Annotated in this window: 19 protein-coding genes; 11 read left to right on the top strand and 8 right to left on the bottom strand. The window is 46.1% G+C overall.

What is annotated here, in order from left to right:
- Window positions 1-33 precede the first annotated feature (33 nt).
- Complete coding sequence (locus HP548_RS26090; protein ID WP_175383239.1) at window positions 34-1,377, bottom strand: MFS transporter; 1,344 nt, start codon at window positions 1,375-1,377, stop codon at window positions 34-36.
- A 195-nt stretch (window positions 1,378-1,572) separates the two neighbouring features.
- On the opposite strand from HP548_RS26090, the gene HP548_RS26085 reads away from it, so the two are divergent.
- Window positions 1,573-2,049 (top strand): VOC family protein, encoded by a 477-nt coding sequence (locus HP548_RS26085; protein WP_175383238.1) that lies wholly within the window; start codon window positions 1,573-1,575, stop codon window positions 2,047-2,049.
- On the opposite strand, the gene HP548_RS26080 is transcribed toward HP548_RS26085, so the two are convergent.
- Together HP548_RS26080 and HP548_RS26075 are read right to left on the bottom strand one after the other, a co-directional pair.
- A complete protein-coding gene (locus tag HP548_RS26080) occupies window positions 2,046-4,697 on the bottom strand; it encodes a cation-translocating P-type ATPase (protein ID WP_175383237.1) in 2,652 nt (883 codons plus the stop codon). The genes HP548_RS26085 and HP548_RS26080 overlap by 4 nt on opposite strands.
- A gap of 218 nt (window positions 4,698-4,915) precedes the next feature.
- Window positions 4,916-5,287, bottom strand: coding sequence for a hypothetical protein (locus tag HP548_RS26075; RefSeq protein WP_076287975.1), 372 nt, complete (start codon window positions 5,285-5,287; stop codon window positions 4,916-4,918).
- Window positions 5,288-5,791: 504 nt separating this feature from the next.
- Between HP548_RS26075 and HP548_RS26070 the strand changes: the two genes are divergently transcribed.
- From HP548_RS26070 to HP548_RS26055, 4 genes are all read left to right on the top strand, one after another.
- Window positions 5,792-7,168, top strand: coding sequence for a PTS transporter subunit EIIC (locus HP548_RS26070; protein WP_175383236.1), 1,377 nt, complete (start codon window positions 5,792-5,794; stop codon window positions 7,166-7,168).
- 84 nt (window positions 7,169-7,252) lie between these two features.
- Complete coding sequence (locus HP548_RS26065; RefSeq protein WP_246318213.1) at window positions 7,253-8,863, top strand: AraC family transcriptional regulator; 1,611 nt, start codon at window positions 7,253-7,255, stop codon at window positions 8,861-8,863.
- 115 nt (window positions 8,864-8,978) lie between these two features.
- Entirely contained in the window at window positions 8,979-9,953 is a 975-nt protein-coding gene (locus HP548_RS26060) for an ABC transporter substrate-binding protein (RefSeq protein ID WP_175383235.1), read from the top strand.
- Entirely contained in the window at window positions 9,954-10,991 is a 1,038-nt protein-coding gene (locus HP548_RS26055; protein WP_175383234.1) for an NAD(P)/FAD-dependent oxidoreductase, read from the top strand. It abuts the gene before it with no gap.
- A gap of 114 nt (window positions 10,992-11,105) precedes the next feature.
- Here HP548_RS26055 and HP548_RS26050 read toward each other — a convergent pair whose 3' ends face one another.
- Window positions 11,106-11,816 (bottom strand): MerR family transcriptional regulator, encoded by a 711-nt coding sequence (locus tag HP548_RS26050; RefSeq protein ID WP_175383233.1) that lies wholly within the window; start codon window positions 11,814-11,816, stop codon window positions 11,106-11,108.
- 111 nt (window positions 11,817-11,927) lie between these two features.
- Between HP548_RS26050 and HP548_RS26045 the strand changes: the two genes are divergently transcribed.
- Window positions 11,928-12,860, top strand: a complete 933-nt coding sequence (locus HP548_RS26045; RefSeq protein WP_246318212.1) for an alpha/beta fold hydrolase — start codon at window positions 11,928-11,930, stop codon at window positions 12,858-12,860.
- Between the two features lie 23 nt (window positions 12,861-12,883).
- Here HP548_RS26045 and HP548_RS26040 read toward each other — a convergent pair whose 3' ends face one another.
- Window positions 12,884-13,654: an isoprenyl transferase gene (locus HP548_RS26040; RefSeq protein ID WP_175383232.1), complete on the bottom strand. Its 771-nt coding sequence runs from the start codon at window positions 13,652-13,654 to the stop codon at window positions 12,884-12,886.
- Between the two features lie 160 nt (window positions 13,655-13,814).
- On the opposite strand from HP548_RS26040, the gene HP548_RS26035 reads away from it, so the two are divergent.
- The 3 genes from HP548_RS26035 to HP548_RS26025 all read left to right on the top strand — a co-directional run bounded on the left by HP548_RS26035 (window position 13,815) and on the right by HP548_RS26025 (window position 17,628).
- Window positions 13,815-14,357, top strand: a complete 543-nt coding sequence (locus HP548_RS26035) for a CueP family metal-binding protein (RefSeq protein ID WP_175383231.1) — start codon at window positions 13,815-13,817, stop codon at window positions 14,355-14,357.
- A gap of 230 nt (window positions 14,358-14,587) precedes the next feature.
- Window positions 14,588-15,583: an ABC transporter substrate-binding protein gene (locus HP548_RS26030; protein WP_175383230.1), complete on the top strand. Its 996-nt coding sequence runs from the start codon at window positions 14,588-14,590 to the stop codon at window positions 15,581-15,583.
- Window positions 15,580-17,628, top strand: a complete 2,049-nt coding sequence (locus HP548_RS26025) for an iron ABC transporter permease (protein ID WP_175383229.1) — start codon at window positions 15,580-15,582, stop codon at window positions 17,626-17,628. Before HP548_RS26030 ends, HP548_RS26025 begins: the two co-directional genes overlap by 4 nt.
- A gap of 123 nt (window positions 17,629-17,751) precedes the next feature.
- On the opposite strand, the gene HP548_RS26020 is transcribed toward HP548_RS26025, so the two are convergent.
- Entirely contained in the window at window positions 17,752-18,936 is a 1,185-nt protein-coding gene (locus HP548_RS26020; RefSeq protein ID WP_175383228.1) for an aminotransferase class I/II-fold pyridoxal phosphate-dependent enzyme, read from the bottom strand.
- Window positions 18,937-19,049: 113 nt separating this feature from the next.
- Window positions 19,050-19,277, bottom strand: coding sequence for a hypothetical protein (locus HP548_RS26015; RefSeq protein WP_076287985.1), 228 nt, complete (start codon window positions 19,275-19,277; stop codon window positions 19,050-19,052).
- Between the two features lie 246 nt (window positions 19,278-19,523).
- On the opposite strand from HP548_RS26015, the gene HP548_RS26010 reads away from it, so the two are divergent.
- The gene (locus tag HP548_RS26010) at window positions 19,524-20,549 is read left to right on the top strand and encodes a hypothetical protein (RefSeq protein ID WP_175383227.1); all 1,026 of its coding nucleotides are present in this window, start codon (window positions 19,524-19,526) and stop codon (window positions 20,547-20,549) included.
- A gap of 79 nt (window positions 20,550-20,628) precedes the next feature.
- Here the strand turns inward: HP548_RS26010 and HP548_RS26005 are convergent, their stop codons facing one another.
- Window positions 20,629-22,914: a helix-turn-helix domain-containing protein gene (locus tag HP548_RS26005; protein ID WP_175383226.1), complete on the bottom strand. Its 2,286-nt coding sequence runs from the start codon at window positions 22,912-22,914 to the stop codon at window positions 20,629-20,631.
- A 263-nt stretch (window positions 22,915-23,177) separates the two neighbouring features.
- Between HP548_RS26005 and HP548_RS26000 the strand changes: the two genes are divergently transcribed.
- Window positions 23,178-24,146, top strand: coding sequence for an ABC transporter permease (locus HP548_RS26000; protein ID WP_175383225.1), 969 nt, complete (start codon window positions 23,178-23,180; stop codon window positions 24,144-24,146).
- Window positions 24,147-24,159 lie beyond the last annotated feature (13 nt).

Genomic DNA, 24,159 nt, shown 5'->3' with positions numbered 1-24,159 from the left:
TGATATAGAAATACATACATCCTAGTTTGCAACCTACCCAGTCTCAGTCATCGTAACCGTAGAAGTTGATCGTGCAGCTTTGTTATGCCAGACCACGATGACTAGCGAGATCAGACAGACCAAGAGCAGACATCCATATACATAATGATAGGCTTCCTCTATCGGAACGCCCGGAATGCCGTGAAGCAGCAGCCCGCAGACAGCGACGGATACCGAACCGCCAAAAAATTGGATCAACTGTAATAAACCCATACCGGAACCGATCTGCGCTTTGGGAAGCATCCGAGATGCTTCATTATTCAGCGAAGCTATCGAGGCGGAGAGTGCCGGGGAGAAAAAGAGATAACCTCCGGTGATGATTAGGGCTGACTGATTCAGACCCAGCATAAACAGAGCAAGTACTGCGGCAAGCAAAATGTGCCCGATCATCAGAAAACGCATATTGCCATAACGGTCGATCCAGCGACCTACGAAGCGGGTACAGAATGCCGAGACGATGGCTCCAGGAGCAATCAGCAGACCAACAGCCAGCGACGAACGGCCAAACAGATCAGCGAGCACTAGCGGCATCAGGAACAAATTGCCCAGATTTACGACCAGAACACAGAAGCCGATGAGCAGTAGCCGGGTAAACCCGGGTGTTCGGAATACATGTGGATTCACAAAAGGGAGGCTCGCCCTGCGAATATACACGATGTGCACAATAAGTGAAATGACACCGATGGTCAGCCATAACCATGACTGCTGAGTAATGGCAACCAGAAGGGTAGTTGCATTAATCACGGTTAATGCTGCACCGAACATATCAAAGGGATTCTCCGGTTTGGCCGTTTCACGCGGGAGAAAATAGAGCAGTACGGGCAGCGCAAGCAGGACAAGCACCGTAATAGCGAAAAGTCCATTCCAGCCCCAGTACTCACTAATGAGTCCACCCACAATAGGGCCAAGCCCAAACGCCATGGCACTGCCTGATGAGATCAGTGCGATGGCTGCTCCGCGCCGCTCCACTGGGATATAGCGGCTCGCGATAACAAGACCAAGTCCGGCCATGACCCCTGCACCCGCAGATTGCAAAATGCGTGTCAGCAAAAGGATCGCAAAGCTGTGCGCAAATAATCCGAGTAATGAAGATAACCCCAGAATAAGCAATCCAACCGTCAACAATTTGCGTACCGGAATACGGTCAGACAATCGGCTGTAAATCACCGTCGACAAGGCATAACCAATCGAGTAGCTTGAAATGACCCAGGAACCCAGGTCCGATGTAATCTGAAGATCATGAATAATAACGGGTAAAGAGACGTTAAACATGGTGGTGTTCATCACAACGATAAACAGGCAGCAAGTCCAGAGAGGCATTACAATTTTATCTTTCACGTAACCATTCCTGTCTATGAATTCAATAAATCATTTTACGCTCAATCTTATTATATGGCAATAATGTCATACGGATTCGACGATCTTCATTATCGTATGCTAGACACTTGTTGAATAAGTCTTGTTACCCTTTCTTCCTGAATTTAGATAAAATAGTCATTGTGTATACATAAATTAGATGTTAGGAGAATTTGAATGAATCGTTTTTTACTGATGTCCCACAGCATATTTCCTACATTGGATATTAAGCAAACGGCTAAATTTTATGAAGAAAAGATAGGTTTCAGAGTAGTTGAGTATCTGGATACCGAGGAACCTCATGTTTGCCTGTATCGTGACGATACCGAAATTATTTTGACCCTTAGCAATGGTCAGAAGGTTATACCCAACAGGGAATTATACGGTTACGGGTACGATGCGTACTTTATCACCAAAAATCAGGAAGAGCTTCAACAGGAATTCATTAACGCTGATGTGAAAATAGTGCGCCCATTAAATCATACGGACTACAATAACAAGGAATTTGTCATTGAAGATGTAGACGGACGATGGATCGCTTTTGGCATCAAACGGGGTAACTGTCTTGTGCAGTATATCTCGCGGAAAATAAGGTGGCTATACAAAAACGACGTCCTGACCAGGACGCCGTTTTTTGCATGTGTTCATTTTTAGGACGCAGTAGCTTGTGTGCCACGATTGCGAATCCACTTGATGACATCCATCAGAATGACCGCAGCGAGAGCAAGTCCCCCTGCGATAAGGAACTCATTCCAGCCAAAGGCTGCCGGGATGGCGAAGATGCTGCGAACCCCTGGAATCAGCGTGATTCCATACAGGCAGAGACAAACCAGGATGGAGCCGAGGACATATTTGTTGGTGGTGAAGCCGACCTGGAAAATCGTCTGTGTGTTGGAGCGCGCTGCAAAAGTTTGCAGACTCCGTGCCAGAATTAGGGTCGTAAATGCCATCGCTACACTCATTTCCTCCGAGATCCCAAGTCCAATATATTGGGACACGATGACAGCCACTCCGATCAGAACACCACGTGTAATGACAGCCTGCAGCGTTCCACCAGCAAAGATGCCTTCGTTGATATCCCGCGGTTTTCGACGCATGACATCCGGTTCAGCTTTTTCCGTACCCAGTGCAATAGCTGGCAGGGAATCATTCACCAGATTGATGAAGAGCAGCTGGAGGGCTGTGAAGGGGTTCACCCAACCGACCACTAATGCAAACAAAATGGCGATAATCGCCCCCAGGTTTCCTGCAAACAGGTACGCAATGGCTTTTTTGATATTATCGAATACCATACGCCCTACACTGACTGCATTCACGATGGAGACAAAGTTATCATCCGTCAAAATCATGGCTGCCGCGTCTTTCGCGACATCCGTCCCGCTGCCCATCGCTACGCCGATGTCTGCCTGTTTCAGTGCAGGTGCGTCGTTGACGCCATCTCCGGTCATCGCTGCAATCTTGCCTTTGCGTTGCCACGCACGAACGATGCGGATTTTATTTTCAGGAGATACACGTGCATACACCGAGATGTGTTCGAGCTGCTGATCGAGTTCTTCATCCGACAGTTTGTCCAGCTCTGCTCCGGTAAGGGCCAGATCATCCGGGCCTGCAAGTCCGATATCAATACCGATCGCTTGGGCTGTTGTTTTGTGGTCGCCAGTGATCATGATCGTGCGAATGCCTGCCTTCTTGGATTCTTCGATGGAACCATATACCGCTTCACGCGGTGGATCAATCATGGCTGTCAGACCAACAAGTGTTAGATCATATTCGTCCTCTACCGTGACCTGATTTTTGTCATCAAACTTTTTGTAGGCGTAGGCTAGCACACGGAAGGCCCGTTTGGAGAAAGCTTCATTCTTTTCTTCAAACTGCGTGCGAATCTCAGATGTCAATGGCTGAACTTCACCGTTCATAAATACATGACTACAGCGACTGAACAGCACATCCGGTCCACCTTTGGTCAGCAAAGCCGTCTGCCCTTCAAATGTGTGCACAGTGCTCATCAATTTCCGATCCGAGTCAAAAGGAAGTTCGGCTTCACGCGGAAACTGGTCACGAATTTCATTGTAATCCTTGTTAACCCGGTTACTGAAGGCGATGAGCGCTACCTCGGTGGGATCACCAAGTTCCTTGCCTTCTTGGTTAATATTCGAATCATTGCAGAGTACTGCAATATGTAACAAACGCCGTTCCTCTGCAGACCACTGTTTGGGATCATCGGGGAATTGATCTTTTGTGCCATGGGGAATGTAATAGTCCACCACGGTCATTTTGTTTTGAGTGAGCGTTCCTGTTTTGTCAGTACAGATAATACTGGCAGAACCCAAGGCTTCCACGGCAGGAAGACGTCTGATGATGGCGTGCTGCTTGGCCATTTTATTCGTTCCCAGAGACAATACAATCGTCACGATGGAGGAAAGAGCTTCTGGAATGGCAGCGACAGCAACGGCAACTGCGAACATTAGGGCATTCACAATGGATGGTCCGATATTTTCCGTTCCTTCAGTTAGCCAGACACGTCCTGCTTCGATGGCGAAAATAAGAATCGACAAGCCTAGGATAAAGAAGCCAAGCTTCTTACTAAAGGATTCCAATTTCCGTTGCAATGGAGTTTCCTTCGCCTCTGCATTTTCAATCAATTCGGCAATCTTGCCGATTTCCGTTTTCAGCGCTGTACCCGTAATGACGAGCGTACCCCGACCATACACCACCAGTGATCCACTGAATGCCATATTGCGACGGTCACCGATCGGAGCTTCTTCCGGGATGGCATCTGTGTGTTTCTCTGCTGCTTCGGATTCTCCTGTCAGCATGCCTTCGTTGATGCGCAAGCTGCCTGATTCCAAAATACGGCCGTCTGCCGGGACATAATCCCCTGCATCCAGCAAGACAATATCGCCGGGAACAAGTTCCCGCGCGGGAATCGTTTTTTTCTGCCCGTCACGAATGACTTTGGCTTCGGGAGCAGACATTTGCCGGAGTGCATCCAGAGAACTTTCGGCCTTTTTGGTCTGCACAACGCTGATTACCGCATTTAACAGAATGACGAGAAAAATGATTATCGATTCGATCAGGTGTCCAAGGACGATCTGAACAGCGGCCGCGATCAGCAGCACAATAACCATGGGATCTTTAAAATTTTCAATAAATAGCTTCCAGATGGGGGTTGCGGCTTTTCCCTTTAACTCGTTATAGCCTTCCGTCTCCAGTCTCTTCGCAGCCTCAGAGGTTGTGAGCCCGTCCGTGGAACTCTGAACGTCCTGAAGCGTCTCCTCTGCGCTGTGTCTGTAATATTGCAAATGACCAGCTCCTTGGATCATAGATTTCAATATGCTTCACTTGTATTACCCTTACGGGCAAAATATAGAATCGTTCCATTCATTATTTTTTATGTACACAGTATTTTTCATAAGGAGTTCAGATATGCCTATTTTTAAATTTTTTATTTTCAGTGATGCACTTAGATGACATGCATCACTGAAATGTTGAATGAACTAACGTTGGCGAGTATGACAGATTAGATTAATCGGTAGCCGGGAGGAAGCTCACCGGTTCTTCTAATTTCACGAATCTGTGCCAGTGTTAACCGCTGATTGGAAGAAATGAGGGATTCCACATCACCTCTGCGCAAGAAGTCATCCAGTTCACGAATGATTCGATTGCCCCGCAGTACAACGAAATTGTCACGAAAACGTGAACGATCAAATAACACGAGTGTGGCGTTTGGATTGGTAGAGAAAAATTTCAAACTTTCGATCCCTGTCAGAACGGCGTCAATATCGGCAATTCCAAGATTACCACGATATACTCTCCGAAGGCCTCTGAAATTCTCTTCGCTGTATACGGTTAATCGAGGGTGAATTTGGGAGATAGAAACTTGTTTGACCATATAATGATTCCTCCTTTGATTTCACACAAACTGTCTATGACAGAATGCGCTATTCGACAGGATATGCTGAGGATCAAGTGATGGCTTGGATGATAGTCTTGGAGAGATAATTACAAGGTTAATATAGTTGGGAAATTCATAATCAGGTCATCTAAAAGGTACCTGGCTGGCCCTGAAGAAATTTGCTCATTTGAAAGGCAACATAGATATAAACGCTATGCTCAGGTTGTCCAAAGTTGTGGTGAGTGATGACGAGTACGGCTATCTGAAACATTAGATGTCAGTGGTGAGTACGGGGAAAATGATTCATAAAACAAGTTGAACGGAAGCCTACATAGTAAGTAGCTCTATGCTTGAATTAGGTCATTATACCTTGCACAAAAATCATGAAATATAAGGTGAATTAGTTTTTTTATCCTATTGAAGTTTTTTCATGGAAATGTGTATATAGATAGGGGCACATCATAAAACTCGGGATTACCGCAGCATAAGGAGAAGGTACATATGAATGACAGTAGCATCGAACAACTCTTGAATCTCGCAGGAGGACAGGAAAATATTCGTCTTGTACAGCATGAAGAGAATACCACTACGCTGACATTGCGTAACCGTACAGGCGTAAATATGTCAGTGCATGTTGTATCAAATCTTGACGCAGATATTCGTATAACAGGTGATCAATGCTACATAACACTTGAGGACGAATTTTCACAACTATACCTTACGCTACAGGCCATGGGAGTGGGGAAAGCAGAAGGGGGCATACTGCCAGAAACAAGGCGTACCCCTAAAAAATCATTGTTATATTTTGTTTCCGATGTGTTCAGGCCTCTGATGCCCGCCATTCTGGGAGCTGCAGTGCTCAAGATTGTGCTAGCCATCATTACGTTATTTAACGTTTACAGTTCTACAGATTCCTCCTCGTTGATGGACAGTCAGACGTTAATGATATTTAAATCCATTGGAGATAGTGTGTATTATCTGTTGCCAATCCTGGTAGCCTTCAGTACAGCCTTTCGGTTAAAAAGCAATGTTTATGTTGCCGCAGCGATTGGCGGACTAATGTTCTACCCGCAAATGACCGCTTTATTGTCAGGTGAAGAGGATGTTCACTTTATGGGAGTACCCATTGTGTCACAAGCGATCTTTTTTTCAGCTTCCATTTGGGTGATTTTGACGATATATGCGGCGTCCTATCTGGAAAAAGTCGTTGAGCAAATAAGCCCAAGAGCCTTCAAAGGAATTCTTGCTCCATTGTTGACGTTTCTGATTCTCGTTCCACTGGTTCTGATGATACTTGGTCCACTTGGTACTTGGATTGATCAGCAGTTACCGGATGTGGTGGATTCACTACTGAATGATGCCCCGATTTTAGCAATTATGCTGCTGGGAGCGGTTTATTCCCTAATGATGATCGCTGGATTACATTACTGGCTTTTACCTATCATAATCAATGAAATAATGGTGAATGGTTTCTCCCTCATTATCCCTGTCATGTTGGTTGCCTTTGTTGCACAAGCAGGAGCTTCACTCGCTACTGGGCTAAGAAGCAAACAGCGGGAATTCAGGAAGCTGGCTTTCTGGGCAACAGGAACTGCTTTATTAGGTACCCCAGAGCCTGCGATGTATGCGGTCAATATGAGAAAGAGGGCCTCTTTTTATTCGGCATTGCTTGGCGGTGCTGCAGGAGGACTGTATTTCGGACTGATGTCCGTCAAAGCAGTTGCATTGGGTGGATCCGGAAGTCTGCTGGAAATTCCGCTATTTATGGAAGAAGGGAGCCTGAATCTGTTACATGCCTGCGTTGGTTTGATTATTTCCTTCTGTGTGTCAGGTATGTTCACCTATTTGATGTTAGGAAAAGAAAGGAAACACGTATAAATTAAGAAAAGCCCGTACCTGATGGTGCGGGTTTTCGTGTATTGTAGATTTAATAACACAACAGCCACAGAAAGGATAACAAAAATGCCCAACAACATAGAGTGGATGGCTCAATGGAAGTCAACCCAGCCACTTACAGACCAATGGATGAGTGCGGGCAAAAGGCATCAATTTTCAAGTCATGCCTTACTACTTATCCTCGACGGGAAAGCGATCTGGAATATTAATGGTCATAGGGTTCAGGTATCTTATGGGGAGTTAGTTGCAGTGCAAGAAAACACCGTGATTGAAGTGATTGAGGGTGGCAATCTGGATCTGGCCGGATGGCATGTTCAGTTCGATACATACGCGATGTTCCCAGACCGAGGTGAAGTAGTGAAATATGAATGGCATGTACCGTCAGGGGACACGTATCAAAAAGTAAAATTAACCGGTGGCACACTGGCGAGTCTTAGCCAACATTGGAATGGAGATGGTTCTCCTAATCCCAATGTAATCCGTGTAGGAAATCAACTTTTGGTGTATGAACTGTTACAACATGTATACCGGGAGCTGCTAGAAGAGGAGCCTACCGTGGAACAAAGCATTCTCCGCACTGTGGATTACATGCAGCAGCATTATGAACAGGTCATCACACGAAAGCAATTAGCTGAGATAGCAGGCATAAGTCCCTGGCATTATTCCCGCAAATTCAGTGAGCGGTATGGAAAGCCGCCTCTGGATTATCTGGCTCATTACCGGATCTATCGTGCTCAAGAGGAACTGTTGTTATCAACGGCAACATCTCAGGACATTGCGAAGAGGACCGGATTCGAGGATGCTCATTATTTCAGTCGTCGTTTCAAACAGTTAACGGGTGTGTCCCCGAGAAATTATGCACAAACGTTGCCCCAGCGTAAAATCGTATGTCTTTCCCCGCTTTGTGCGGAAGTGTTGATTCACTTGGGGGTTATTCCACATGCGGTTGTAGTAACTCCCTTGCTTTTGCCTGAACATCTACGTGAACTATTTGACATGCATCAGGTGAAGATGATGGAAGTGTCGCAATATGAGCTGGATGTGGAACAGATTCGGCAAGTTCAGCCCGAAGGGATTGTGGGAAATTTTTGGACAGAAGAGATCAAGCAAAGGCTGCGCACAATTGCACCCATTATAACCGGTTTAAATAACGATGTGGAGGCTCTGCTCCATCAATTGGCAGGCTTGTTTCATCGAGAAGATACAGCCCATAAACTGCATATGCAGATGAAATTGGAAGTAAACAAAGCACAGCAGCAACTACAGCATCTTGTCCAATCTTCCTCTACCGTGATGGTGCTGAGGGTAGAACCGTTCGGTTATCGATATTTGGGTGGTCATTCTAATGGGGTATCCCATTTACTGTACGAACAGCTCCGTTTAACTCTGCCACAGCCGTTGCATTCAGGGGAGGCGTGGTTTAATCCTTGCTCACTCGACTTGTTGGCCAAAGCCAATCCCAATTACCTGTTTGTGGAGAAGCGAGTTATGCAGCACTTTAGTGCTGAAGAAAATATGAAGAAGTTAGTGGAGAGCTCTCAATGGAATGGCTTGGAGGCTGTAAAAAACAACAGGGTATTTTTCGTGGATACTTGCCTGTGGGTGGATGGCCGTGGAATTATTGGACACCAAATGATTTTGAATGAAATTGTAAATAGGCTGGTCACCAATCTATGATAGAGCACAATAATCCAACTGAATACGCACCATCTCCTATGGAAGGATCTCTTCCTATTTGCTAGTATTTGATAATAATTATCATTATCAATATTACATAAGGGGCGAGTAGATCATGTCACGAAGGTTTAAGGGTTTGGGAATGGTGCTGTTGGCGCTAAGTTTGGTGCTTTCCGCCTGTTCCGGTTCTTCTGATAAAAAAGTGGAAGCTTTAGCAAAAACGGCAGAGAAAAATAAGACGAAAGTTGTTCGGGATCAGTTTGGAGAGGTGACGATTCCTACGAATCCTCAAAATATGCTTGTACTGGATTCCATCTATGCCGAGTATTTGATTGAGATGGGCGTTACACCGCAGATGGTTATATTTGTTCCGGAGATTGAGCCGGAATATCGTGCGTCTTATTTTGAGGAACACGGGGTCCAAATGATTGAAGCGGAACAATATCAATATAATTATGAACAATTGCTGACGTTGTCACCAGATATGATTGTTAGCGCAGGCGTAGGTATGGAACAAGGCGTATATGATGAACTATCCAAGATTGCTCCAACGGTGGCTCTGGATTCCAACAGTGAAATGCAGATTGCCATGCCGAAGCTGGCTGCTGTCTTTGACAAGACAGAGGAATCTGCCAAAGTGCTGGCTATATTTGATGAGAAGGCGAAGCAGGCACAGGAGAAAATTGCTCAAGCGATCGGCGACAAAACCGTGCTGGTTCTTCGAGTAGAGCACAATCGTTACCGTTTCATGGGTCCCAAAGGTGGAAGCAGCAGTGTCTTTTTCTATGAAACCTTAGGTCTGAACAGCCCTGAAGTCATCAAAGACTCTACAGATTGGTTTAGCCAGTTTTCCCTGGAATTTTTGCCGGAAATGAACCCGGATTATATATTTCTAGAAGACAGGACGCTGAAAGGCTATGATACGAAGCAATCCATGGATAACCTGAAAGAAAGCAAAGTGTGGGCGAATTTGAACGCAGTGAAAGACAATCATGTCTTTCCGCTGAAAACGAGTGATTTTGTAACAGGTGTGGGTCCTATTGGATCGGCCAAGTTGTTGGATTATGTCGTTGAAAAGTTGGTGCCCTAGATGAATACTGGAGCAGAGCAGCAATTGGACATTTACGATATAACGATTGTTGGTGGCGGACCTGCAGGAATGTACGCTGCATTTTACAGCGGGATGAGAGCCATGCGTACCAAAATCATTGAAGCCAAAGAGGAATTGGGCGGATTTATGCGCACGTACCCGGAGAAGCTGGTCTGGGATGTAGGTGGAGTTGATCCGATTCGTTGTGAGAAATTGATCGATTCCCTGGAAAGACAGGCAAGAACCTTCGATCCAACTATTGTATTCGGCCAGGAAATTGCTCAGATGGAACGACGCGATGATCAAGTATTTGTACTCACCTCGAAGACAGGAAAGCGTCATTACACACGTACGATCTTGTTATGTGCAGGCAGAGGCATGACGCAGGTTCAGAAGCTGGATATTGAGGGCGCAAATCGGTATGAGCTGACGAACCTGCACTATACCATTACGGATCTTTCCAGATTCAAGGGTAAACGTGTACTGATCTCGGGAGGCGGGGATTCCGCAATAGATTGGGCGAATGAGATGGAGGGATTGGCACGAGAGGTCATCGTAGTGCACAGACGACAGGAGTTTACGGCACATGAGCTGCCAGTTGCCCAGATGAAAGCTTTTGCCCAAGTCTGGACTCCTTACAGCATCTCTCGCTTATATGGTACAGGAGACAAAATAGGCCGCGTTGAACTCGCCCATGTAGACAATGGAGAAATCATGCCAATTGAAGTGGATGAAGTGGTTGTAAGTCATGGATACGATCGTGATTTCGGTAACCTTGTCCATTGGGGATTGGAACGTGAAGATTACGGTATCTCGGTTGATCCGCGAATGTGCACAAGTCAGCCGGGGATATTCGGAGCAGGTGATTTCATCACCTATGGAAGCAAAGTCCGTCTGATTGCTGGTGCATTTAATGATGCCGTACTCGCAGTAAACAGCGCCAAGATCTATCTGGAGCCGACCGCTTCCGATATGGCAGGGGTATCGTCCCATAATGCAAGGTTCTTTGAGAAAAACAAAGCCATATCTAACCTGTAAATCAGCATGTGTAGAACGTGAAGTAACAGTAAGAAGCCCGACCCGTGTTGAGAATTTCTCGAACAAATGTCGGGCTTTTTTCATTAAAACATCCTATCTCAACTAACCAATACGTTATCCTTGTGCCTGATGTAATTCAATGTATGTCATAAGTTCCTTCACGCCTGCAAATTGCAGGGACAGTTGGCTGTTTAGCTTTTGCAGGGCTAGTTGGAAGGCTTTATTGATCTGTGTATAATCCTGCGTGCCGACAGTGTTCAGAAGCTCTTTCATATGTTCAATGTAGTAGACGGATTTTCTTAAGCTGCTAATGACCAATATCTTTCTTAATTCGTCCCGGGTATACATTCGATAACCGTTGTTAGGGTCTCTTTCTGAGAAAATCAAGCCTTCGGTTTCCCAATGCCTGATAGCAGAAGTGTTGACCCCGGCTGCTTCGGCAGCTTTTCCAATCGTCATCGCCTCCGTCGTTCCAACCTTTCGATCGTTAGCAAAATCCACCTGTTGCACCATCTTCCATATGTCTTCCATTCGTTGCTTCTCCAGTTGGCTGTTATATAGCTGCTGGTTTATAAGCCAGAGGGCATCCATCGTATCGCCCTGTTTTACTTTTCTCATAACCTCGTATACTACGGGAATCTCATACCCTTTCAATAATAAACGAATCGCAACAAACGCCTGAAGATGAACAGGGGTATAGTACCTGTGATTGCTGGCGGTCCGTGGAACGTCAGCAATCAGGTTCTCCTTTTCATACCGTCGCAGTGTAGTTGTACTTACATCCAGCCTTGTGGCAATCTGCCCAGGTGTATATGTTCGGTTCATGTTTCTTCTCCTCATGCTTCAAGTAAAACCTTCAAGTGCTACAGTAACATACAACGCGCCAAAGTCCATATTTTATCCACATTTTATAATGAAAACCGGAAGATTGCATCCATGTTATACACTGAGGATATCAACAGTAAAGGACTGGTTCAATTGAAGAAAATGATTACATTGTTGAATGGCTCGCAGCTTGAAGTAGGTCTGACGGGAGCGGAAGATCGTAACGCCATTATGCTGCCCATAGCCAAAAAGTCCGTAACCGGACAAGAAGCCGAAACCCTAAAGTTATGGGGGGTTGATCCTGAATTGGGTGCAAAGTTTATCGACGGACTTTCCGGTGAATTTCAGATCCTGCATTTTGATTATGAAGGCCACTATATGGCACATCCCCATCCGGAACATTTTACGCCCGAATATATCGCTCAGGATTTGTTACGAATTGCGGATCAGATGAATGTGAATCGATTTAGTTATTATGGATACTCCTGGCTGGCTCTCGTTGGACTGCAGTTAGCCCTGCGGACTGACCGTATGGAAAGTCTCATTATGGGAGGTTTCCCGCCATACGAGGGGCCATATGAGGAAATGCGAGTAGTGACCACCAAGACATATGAGGGAGCATTGAAGCAGCATGAAGAATCGGGAGAAATACACTCAGCAGAAGCTCTAATGAAAGTAGAAGAACTGAGTCCGGATCAATTGGATTGGGACAACGTGGAGTTAAAGATCGATCCGGCTCAAACGAAACAATTTGCGACCTTGTATCAAGGTTTAATTGATTTCGATGATCAACGTATTCAAACTCAGTTGAATATCCCCAGATTGGCTTTTGCAGGAGAGAGAGATACGATTGCGTATGGTGAGAAATTTGGCAGTGTGACGGTGGATATCGCCGGACGGTTGCAAAAGAATAAAAAAATTCTTGAAAACTTAGGCTGGACCGTCGAAATAATCAAGGGAACGGATATGGATCACACCAAAGCCATGCAGCCCAGTACCGTTCTCCCTATTATCCATCCCTGGTTAAAAGCTCATTTAAGCTGAGGATCGGCAGAAACAATGTTGGATTACTGTGTTACATCGTCTAATGCTCTTTGTTTGCGCTGCTGATAATCCAAGATGGATTCATATAACAATTGCTCGTTGAAATCCGGCCACATCACATCCGTAAACCAGAGCTCGGAATAAGCGGCTTGCCATAATAGGAAATTGCTTAACCTTTTCTCCCCACTGGTTCGGATTAGCAGATCGGGGGCAGGATTGAGTCCGGTATACAAAAACTTTTCGAATTCCGCCTCGGAGATTTCCGAGGTTTCTTTGTTTTCTTCATTGTTTTCTACGATGTACGTTTTGATCGCTTGTACAATATCGTTTTTACCCCCATAATTCATCGCAAAATACACAGCCATCCCGCTATTCGTTTGGGTTAGTTCCACCACTTTACGCATCGCTTCCTGTGTTTCGTCTGGGAATTTCGAGATATCACCAATAAAATTAACTTTGATATTATTCTGATTCAGTTCCTGAACGGTTGTATCCTGTACAAATTCAACCACCAAACTAATGATGTAATCGACCTCTTCCTTGGGCCTTTTCCAGTTTTCCGTAGAGAAGGCGTAAAGAGTGAGCGAAGCAATCCCGTTTTTGTGGCACATGCTTATCGTTTCCCGCATTGTCTGCATTCCTGCATAGTGCCCAGCACTTCGAGGTAATCCTTTTCGCGTAGCCCATCTTCCATTTCCATCCATCATGATTGCAATATGTTTGGGGATGAATCCGTTCCAGTCGATGGAATGGGTTGTATTCGATTTTTCTTTATGTACACGGTACCACTTCAATGAAAACTCCTCCTGCTCAAGCTAGAATGGGTTGATGGGATTACTTGTACAAATAAGACATACAAATATGTGAATAAATGGTGAATTACATACGCTTTCAGTCCATGATGATTCGTTCTCCATTATAATAAACTAAAACGGACGAGGAGATGAACTCCAGATGAAAAAACAAATGTGGATCATTGCCAGCTTAGTGGTTGTAATTGTGTTGGGGGCCTTCCTTATTGCAAACAATGTGGGGACAGAAGAAGCAGATAACGCGGAAGCGCCCAATATCAAGAAATTAGTAGAAGATATCAGTACAGGCAAGGAGACACCTGAATCGGCCTCCATTAATGCCACCCAGTTAATCGTCACGGATAAAGGTAACCAAACGACAACCTACGACTTGCCTGAAAAGGAGTTTTTCCTTTCCATTGCACCCTATGTGGAGCAGACTCATCCCTGTGCAATTCATAGTTTGACCGGATGTCAGGGCGAAATGAAAAATAAGAAGTTCAGTGTGACGATCCATGACTCCGAAGGGAATACGCTCATGAAGGATGCTGAGATGAAGGCCGGATCCAACGGTTTTATGGATTTTTGGTTAGCCAGAGATAAGTCATACCTCATTCGTGTGGTGTATGATGGAAAGGTTGCAGAGACACAGCTATCTACCTATGAAGAAGATAATACGTGTATCACAACGATGCAGTTGAGTTAAATTATCGTACGGTGCATTCTATCACCATTTCAAAACAGTCGATGTGATCCAGGCCCGCCTTGAATGCGGGTTCTTTCATTTTTTTTCTGTTTATGCTGTGACAGGGAAGATATTGCAAAGAAAATAATAACTCTTTTGAATTGACAAAAAAGCAATTCTACAGGATAATCCATTAGTGATAATGATAATTGTTATCATATAAATACATATAAATAGGGGAGAAGTAGGATATGAAAAAAAGCTTGAACGGATTTTTATTGCTGACGGTTTTGGCGCTTGCTCTGACAGGTTGCGGTAAAGCCAGCAGCACAACAGATACAAATGAAAATGCCTCTTCCGGCAGCACGCCGACTGAAGAGACAGCAGGTCCTGTTACAGTTAAACATAGTGGTGGAGAACTCAAACTGGACAAACCCGCTAAGAGAGTTGTTACGCTGGAATGGACATATACGGAAGATGTAGTAGCACTGGGTGTTCAGCCAGTAGGTAGTGCAGACAACGCCAACTATAAAGTCTATGTGACTCCCGAAGCAGCTCTGGATGACACGGTGACGGATGTTGGAACACGTGACGAGCCAAATCTGGAGGCGATTGCAGCTTTGAAGCCGGATCTGATTATCGCCAATTCCAATTCGAATATCTATGATCAGCTCAATGCCATTGCACCAACGCTTGAATATGACCTGTATACGGGTGATGGCTATACTTATGACAAAATGACGGAAACGTTTAACAATATCGCGGTTGCTCTTGGAAAAGAAGACCAAGCGAAGAAGGTACTCGATGAACTCGATCAGCACTATACAGAAGCCAAAGATAAACTTGCTGCTGCCGACAAATCGGAATTCCATTATGTACTGACACAAGCATTTACGTATCAAAATGCAGCAAGTCTTCGCATGTTTACCGATAACGCTGTCGTAATTGGCACGTTGGCGAAGGTTGGACTGGTTAACGACTGGCAGCCGGACAAGATTGAAGGATATGGATTCTCAACGGTGGGTATTGAATCCTTGCCTGCTGTTCAGGACAGCAATTTCATCTACATCACACAACCGGATGATGACGTTTTTGGCACAGCAATGAAAGACAATTCAGTATGGAAAGGTCTGAATTTTGTCAAAGATAAACGCACTTATCAACTGGATAGCACAACATGGACGTTCGGTGGACCTATCTCGTCCAAAGCTCTGGTTGACGGGGTTGTTGGAGCGATTACCCAATGAGTTCGGTCCAACATTCCCGACCAGTGTTTAACTGGCGTACATTAAGCATTTATGGGGGCGGTCTAACCGCTCTCATCGTGCTTTTTTTTGTAAGCCTGTGTTATGGAGAAGCTTCAATTCCACTCCATACGGTTGTAGATTCACTTATGGGCAGGCAGGACACACTGGAACATAATATGATCTGGGATCTGCGCATGCCCCGAACAGTAATCGGTATCCTGGCTGGAGGGGCGCTTGCTGTTGCTGGTTCATTGCTACAGACCATTACGCGTAATCCGCTCGCGGCGTCGGATACACTCGGCATCAATGCGGGGGCCTATTTTGTCGTGGTGTTGGGAACGATTTTTTTCCCAGGCTTGATGCAGCAATCGCCTTTCCTTTTCGCCGTACTCGGTGGATTACTGGCAGCTGCCGCAGCGTACTTTATGGGCGGGGGGAGAACGTCAAGTCCAGTGCGACTTGCGCTCTCTGGCATGATTGTATCGATGGTACTTGGTTCTTTTACAAGCGCGCTGCATATTTTCTTCTCTCAGGAGACTCAGGCATTATTTCTATGGGGATCAGGAACGCTTGTTCAGAATGACTGGAGCGGTGTAATTTACGCATGGCCTTGGGTCATTGGAATTACGATCGTTGCCCTGGTTTTATCCCGGCAGTGGGATATGTTGGAACTGGATGAATCAACTGCTTCCTCACTCGGGCAAAAAGTAGGCATGGCCCGTGCCACGGGGTTGATTATTGCTGTGTTGCTGGCTGCGGTCATTGTCAGTGTAATTGGGCCAATTGGCTTTGTGGGTTTGGTGGCACCTCATCTGGTTCGATTGAGTGGAATTCGCTCCAATCGGTTGTTATTGCCTGGTGTTTTCTTGTGGGGCGCAGCACTGCTGGTTGGTGCAGACGTACTTGCCAAGATGGTTCATAACTCCAGTCTGGAGTTGCCGACAGGGGCCGTAATGGCAATCATTGGTGCACCATGGCTGATCTGGCTTGTACTTACACGCATGAAGGCAGCAAATGGATCAGGCATGTCTACCTCAATGAGCACAGGAGCACGTTCGCGTCGCTGGGCATTCGGCCCTATTGCTATTATCTTTACGGTACTAACGTTAGCATTGGTTCTCCTTAGTACGATGTTTGGCGGGATGCGTATTCCAATGGCCGATCTTCTGCCAAGCCTGTTTCAATCGGATGGGCTATACTCGGCTATTGTTCAGCTTCGCATTCCGCGTACTCTTGTCGCCGCAGGTGCAGGTGCTGCACTGGCGATCAGCGGTGTGCTTATTCAGATGGCCGTTCGCAACCCGCTGGCTGACGCGTCCATCGTGGGCGTATCGTCAGGCGCAGGCTTGGGTGCGATGATGGTCATCATCCTATGGCCTGGTCTTCCGGTGTTCTTGCTGCCTATAGCGGCGATTGTTGGGGCAGGGATCGCTGCAGCAATCGTATTCTCTTTGTCCTGGAAGAAGGGTCTCAATCCTTCCGCAGTTGTATTGCTGGGTATCGCCATGTCTGCAATTGCAGGCGCAGGCATTCAGGTTCTGATTGTTCGCGGCGCTGTATATGGCAGTAGCGGTTTTATCTGGCTAACAGGCAGTACCTATGCACGTACATGGGATCAAGTGAAGATCATTGGGGTGTTCCTGTTGATTTTGATCCCGCTTGCGTGGTGGCTGGCGCGAAGATTCGAACTGTTGGTATTCGACGATAATAGTGCTTCCGGTCTTGGCTTGAGTGTTCGTCGGACGCGTCTGCTGGCTATGACCGTTGGTGTTTTGCTTGCCGCAGGTGCAGTCGCCTGTGTGGGAACGGTTGGATTTATTGGGCTAATCGCTCCACATATGGTCCGTCTATTGACGGGAAACAAATTAAGACGGTCGATGTTTCTGTCGGCTTTGGTCGGTGCAGTGATGCTGGTACTGGCGGATACGATCGGAAGGACTGTTATGGCACCAACCGAGATTCCATCCGGGTTGTTAATTGCGATTATTGGAACGCCATATTTCCTTTATTTAATGTACCGTTCCAACTGGCGCAAATCAGCTTAAATATTCGATCTTTAAATAAAAAATCCCCTCTGGTTTTCAGTGGTGAGTTCATGTAGACATGTTCTCTTTTCTCACTGCTTACCTAGAGGGGATATTTTCTTATGAGAAATTTTTTCATTCGTGTTATAAATTCGTTGTTTTTTCTCTTAGCATTCCACTGTTATCTACCGATAGGATCGCTTGCTGCAACGTCTCTTTATCCTGAACCAAAGCGAATCTCACATATCCTTCACCCGAAGGTCCGAAGGCACTCCCAGGTGTTACGATTACACCCGCTTGTGTAACCAGATCCATGGCAAACTGTTCTGAGGTATCGTAGTGGTCTGGAATCCGACTCCAGATGAACATGCTGGCTTCGGGTTTGACGATATACCAACCGAGGTTGCTGAATCCTTCGCAAAGAATATCTCTGCGCTCCTCGTAGATATCTCTGACCCGCTCAACTTCACTCTGATCCCCTGTGATTGCAGCAATGGCTGCCTTCTGAATCGGAAGAAACATGCCGTAATCCATGTTGGATTTCAGCTTTTTAAGCACAGATACCACATCCGGGTTCCCCACACAAAAGCCGATTCGTGCCCCAGCCAATCCATAGGTTTTGGATAACGAGTTGAATTCAATGCCGACATCCATCGCCCCGGGATAAGCAAGGAAACTACCGCACGTTTTCCCATCGAACACCAGCTCGCTGTATGCATTGTCATGAAGAACGATAATGTCATATTTCTTGGCAAAATCAATTAGATCCAGATAGAACTGATCGGATGCCATTGCTGTCGTGGGATTGTTGGGATAGGATACAAGCATGAATTTTGCTTTGCGCGCAACAGCTTCAGGAATGTCCTGAAGTTGAATAACATATCCATGTTCTTCTTTTTGTGGCATATAATACAGTTCGGCTCCTGCAAGTAGAGGTCCATCAGCAAAGACTGGATAACAAGGATCGGGTACAAGGACCAGATCTCCTTCATCAACGATCGCCAAAGAGATATGGGCGAGACCTTCCTGTGATCCAAGCAAGGAGCAAATTTGGGTTTTCGGGTTCAGTTCGACATGGTAACGGCGCTTGTACCATTCACTGACTGCTTGCAGCAATTCGCTCTGATCATTTACAGCATATGTATAGTTTGAAGCATCTGCTGCTGCCTCGCATAAAGCCGTCATGATATGTTGGGCAGGGGGAATATTGGGTGTGCCTACACTTAGATCGATGACAGGTTCTCCATTCTCCAGTCGTTGCCTCTTGATTTCCAGCAAACGTGTGAATATCCCCTCACTGAAATGTTCCATACGTTTAGCAAACTTCATGATGATTATCCTCCATCCTGATCTCCCCTTGGGGAATAACACTTGGAGGTATTATAGCAGAGTTTTCAGGTGATAAGTAACCACGAAATGAGCTTTCAAGCTTCTAACAGGTATTAGATAATTCCGATCGCAGCTAGACCAATCAGAATCAAACCGAACCCTGCGACGCGATTCGCCCGTATTGATGTTCTGCGAGCTTTATCTTCGTAGCCTGGTTTAAAGCCGTGTTTGTAGATGAAGCTGTTTTCTATCCGCTTTTCGTTTTTGGAAGTAGCAATCATCATTACACCCGCAGCAATGGCAATAAGTCCTGTTCCAGGACCTATTAATGAACTATTCATCAGATTTCACCCCTCGTTCAAATAGATATCTCTTTATATCGGATAAATGTTCTTTAGATGTAATATTATGGATTTAAAAAGATGATCTCTTTCTCATTTTCATGAATACACCAGTTGTTACCGAGTACAGAGTGCAGAATACAGTATTGCAATCGAATATCCGACTTCTCAATGTACTCTTCTTGATTTACAATTAAAGGAAAGCTAGACATGGATAAGTATCAGAGAATTGGAGGGTGACCAACAATGAACGAACCGTGGGCCGCTTCAATGAGTGGTGTTCCCTGGAACGAGGATAAAATGGACAAGGCTATCGTACAACTGCGGAACAGGGCTACGATTAGCTTTGTTGTCGGGTTGGACGAGATGCATGATCTGCGAAAACTGGATGAACATGTGTTTGTTAAACGACCCGATTTGATTTTAAATGTGTCCAATACAGATGTGAAGGGGCGGTATTCAGAAGAGTTTCTGGAGGCACTTGCTGGTTTAAAACATGTCACCGCTTTGCAGCTGGATCTCAAGCAAACACACGATTTGAGTATATTGAGTGCGCTGCAAAAGATGGAGTTTCTGAACATTCGCTCACCCAAAAAGCAAAACCTGGACTTCATCCGGAATTACAAATACTTGACTTATCTCGCACTTAGCGGGAAATTTCCCGATCTCTCGCCGATTGAGGACTGCATTCGGTTGAGTACCCTCGTCCTGAACTGCGACATTGATCAGCTTGATTTTGTTGTAGACTTACCATTTATCGAGTATTTGGCTCTCGATCACTGTACATTGGCTGGTTCACTCGAAGTTCTGGCTGAATCGAATATCCGTATGCTGAGATTATCGTCCGTAAAGAATCTAACCGAGATCGATGCAGTGGGGGCATTACATCATCTGGTCTATCTGCATCTGTCATTGCCCAAAATCGAGCGGTTGTGCGACTTCTCGCACATGAAGAATCTGCGGCAGCTTGAACTTGATTTCATGAAGTCTCTGCAAGACATTGGGAACCTGTGGACTGCGGACGGGTTGGAGGTGCTTGAACTGAAAGAGATACATAAGGGGATCAAGGCTGAGGCATTCGAACGTTTGACTGAAATGCAAAGTTTACGACAGGTGGATTTTCGTTTTATTGATCATAGTAAAGGTCGGATTGCTAGTATGAGCAAACAAATGATTGAAGCGGGAAAAGGGCATCTGCTCTATGAACAAATTCCTGAAGAACAACGAATTCCTTCGATGGCTCTTGTGCACCTGTCCAAAATTCTAATGTAAACTGACAGTACACCAGCGCCTGCTTCCGAGCGGACGCTGGTGTATTTACAATCTAAGGTTCTTGCCCGCTCACGCCTGGTTAGCCATGGCTGGAGGAGATAAATGGCTCATCACCCGCATAACGCTTGCGGTATTCTCCGGGGGTCATCCCGTATCGACGCTTGAACATACGGATGAACGAATTCACATTTTGATAGCCGACCTGTGTCGCAATGTCCTGAATTCGCAGATCTACATTCACAAGCAGTTCCTTGGCCCGCTCAACCCGCAGATTGTTCAGATATTCGCTGAAGTTGATGTTAGTCTTTTCCTTGAAAATACTGGAGAGGTACCCCGATGTTAAATTCAACTTGTCGGCGACGATATTCAAATTAATGTCTTCCCCATAATGATGATCCAGGTAGTCCAGCACAAAGGTGATAACTGGATCACGCGTTTCCAGCTGGCTTCGTACTGCCGCAAGTACCGGTTGAGCCAACGCCTGAAGCCATTCCCTGTATTGCTGCATGGAATGGAAACCAGCAAATGCCTCTCCCGGAGGAGAAGAGTGAAACTCGGATTCGATATTCGTCAAATTCAGCTTCATCACCGTCTTGCTGATCTGTTCGACTGCGCCGATTGCAAATGTGCGGAAGTCTTCTGCGGCTGCATCCTTGTGTTGCAGTTGCTCCAGCTGGCGATCCAGCCAAGCGAATACGGCCTCTTCATTGCCGGATTGCAGCAGGTTGTGCAGTTCCTCCCCATAAGTGACCTTCACATGGAAGGCATTTGACGAAGAAGCACGCGGCTCCACAATAACTTGTGTCTCCCCATTCAGTCTGCGCTCTTTTAACAGCATGGACAGATTGCTGTACGCATCGGTAAACGGAATTTCTCCGGAATACACCGGACTTACCGCGATGGTCAGATAAAGGGTTTCCTCGACAGCCAGCAACTCCTTCAGTGTATCGAGCGCTTGAAGAATACCAATCTGTGGACCTGGATCGAACAGCAGCAAGAGCAGTTGGTCCTGCTCGGGCTGAATGGCAACGCTATTGGTTTTGCTGCTGGTGAACAGGCTTTGAATCAGCTTCCATAATAACAGGGTATGCTGCCCGAATTCATCCGGCTGGGATTTGAAGCCCACCTTGAACAGAATGGAGACATAAGGCTGCTCGGCATGCTGGGCATCCTCAAGCTCTGCCAAATAGGAGCTGAGCGGTATATTCTTTACTTTATGGATATAAGCGTACTGGCGTACAAGAGAGTTCTTCTGCGCAAGGTCGCTTTGAATGTAGCGGTTATTCTCCAGAATAGAGCTCAGGCGGTCGCCGATCATGGCGAATTCTTTTACACTGCTCCATTTGTCTGGTACGCTGTCCGAATTTCGGTCCAGAGCGGCAATAAGGCGCTGGAGCGGCTGGTTTAATCTTATGCTGAAAAACAGGGAGGAGATCATGCTAATCAGCACAGCAGCGCCAAGCAGGAAAGCCAGCAGCAGCTGCATGCCCCGCATTTCCGCGGCGATTACTGCGGCCTGGGTGACCCGGACATAGGTAAATCCGGTTTGCTTACCTTTTTCATAGAAGTAATACTGATCCCCAATACGTTCATGTTTGCTTCCGTCTGCAGGTAGCTGCGGATTTTGCAGTTCCCCCTCCATCGTGGTAAAAAGCAGGCGTCCCTCGTTGTCCAGAATGTAGAACGGATTATTAGCGGCATCGCCATATGTGTCCTGCATACGTTGTGGATCCAGCATAATAATGCCGTACACATCTTCGTAGGGAATAGCTTTCATCATGACCGGCATCAGTTGACCGAGAGAGCGGGATGAGTGAACGGTATTTTCCGTAAAAGCTGCGGCAGGCATTACTTTCAGGAACTGGTTGTTCATCGTTTGAGTTTTCCAGTAATCCGGGGGATATTCTTTACTATAATAATATTTACCGAACATATCGCTGGCACTGCTAAGACCTTCCTTCTCCAGTACATAGTCTTCTTGCTTGAAATAGAGAATGAAATTGTCGATATGCAGAAAAGGATTAGCGTACAGCGTGGAGAGGTCCGACTTCACCTCTGCGGGAATATCGTAACGGCGGTTCTCCTTAATGTGGCTCAAAATGCCCAGATTGGCTGTCCAGGTATCCGATTGGGTGAGGGCCAGAATCATGTTCTGGGTCAGTCGGAAATGATTCTCATACCCTTCAACGGTCTGCGCAAGGCCGAGTTCATTTTGTCTGACCATCTCCTGATAGACCTTGTTGCTTAAGTACAGATGGGAGAACAGATTAAATGAAGCCAAAATCAGGATGACACTGAGGAAGCTCAGCATTAGCTTGACAAACAGTCCATTCAGCGCAAATTTGCTTGTAAGCAGTCCCTTCATTATGACATTCCCCCTTGAGTACAGCCCCGGATCGAGTAGTTAATCCTATCATAGCGGCATAAATCTGACACAAACAATATACACTTTTACTGAATTATACGCGGATATCTGGAAAAAAGGAGTAAAGGCGAAAAGTTATATAACATGTAGATAGCGCTTTCTAAAGGTTTATAGCTATAATTCGAATACGAACCCCGGAATTCCAGGGTAAGTTAGCTGACATAAAAGTCGAATTAACTCATCAAGCAAGAGGGGGCATGCCGATGGCTGATGCTAGCGTAATGCAAAGCAAACCGCAAAAAGAAGCGCACCGGCCGCCTCGGCGGAAGTCGCGTTTGATCAGAACCTGGAACAGGAACAAGGCGCTATGGCTGCTATTCCTGCCATGCCTCCTGTATTATTTGATCTTCCGCTATGCGCCGATGTTTGGTCTGGTCATCACGTTCAAGGATTACAATCTGTTTAAAGGAATTTGGGCGAGTGATTGGGTGGGATTCAAATATTACCGGATGTTTCTGGAGAATCCCGATTTTTGGCCGCTGATGAAGAATACGTTTCTGCTGGGACTGTATAAGCTGGTGTTCGGTTTTCCAGCCCCAATCCTGCTGGCCATTCTGCTGAATGAGGTGCGAAGGGCAGCATTCAAGCGTTTTGTACAGACGGTCAGCTATCTGCCGCATTTCATCTCGAATGTAATCGTGGCGAGTATGGTGATTATGTTTCTGTCCCCAACGGGAGGGCTAATTAACGATTTGCTGGCAGGCATCGGTATTGGACCGATTAATTTCATGAATGAGCCGGGGCTGTTCCGGGGCATCTACGTCCTGTCAGAAATCTGGCAGCATATCGGCTGGGAGACCATTATTTATCTGGCCGCGCTGACGGCCATCGATCCGCAGCTGTATGAAGCCGCGGATATGGACGGAGCAAGTCGATTGCGCAAAATCTGGCATGTCACACTACCCGGTATATCTCCCGCGATCGTCATTACACTGATTCTAAATATCGGCAAAGTGCTGGAAATCGGCTTCGAGAAAGTCTTCCTGATGCAGAATCCGGCGATCTACGATACAGCGGATATTATCAGCACGTATGTTTACAGGGTGGGCATGGTACAGGGGAATTTCAGCTATGGTGCGTCCATTGATTTGTTTATGGGTGTCATCAGTCTGATTTTCATCTATACGGCCAACTGGCTCAGCCGCCGATTAAGTGAGACCAGTCTATGGTAGAAAGAGGTGTGGC

It is taken from the genome of Paenibacillus taichungensis (assembly GCF_013359905.1).
Taxonomy (GTDB): Bacteria; Bacillota; Bacilli; order Paenibacillales; family Paenibacillaceae; genus Paenibacillus; species Paenibacillus taichungensis.
Note: the sequence above shows the minus strand (reverse complement) of the source record. Positions and strands in the feature narration are given on the sequence as shown.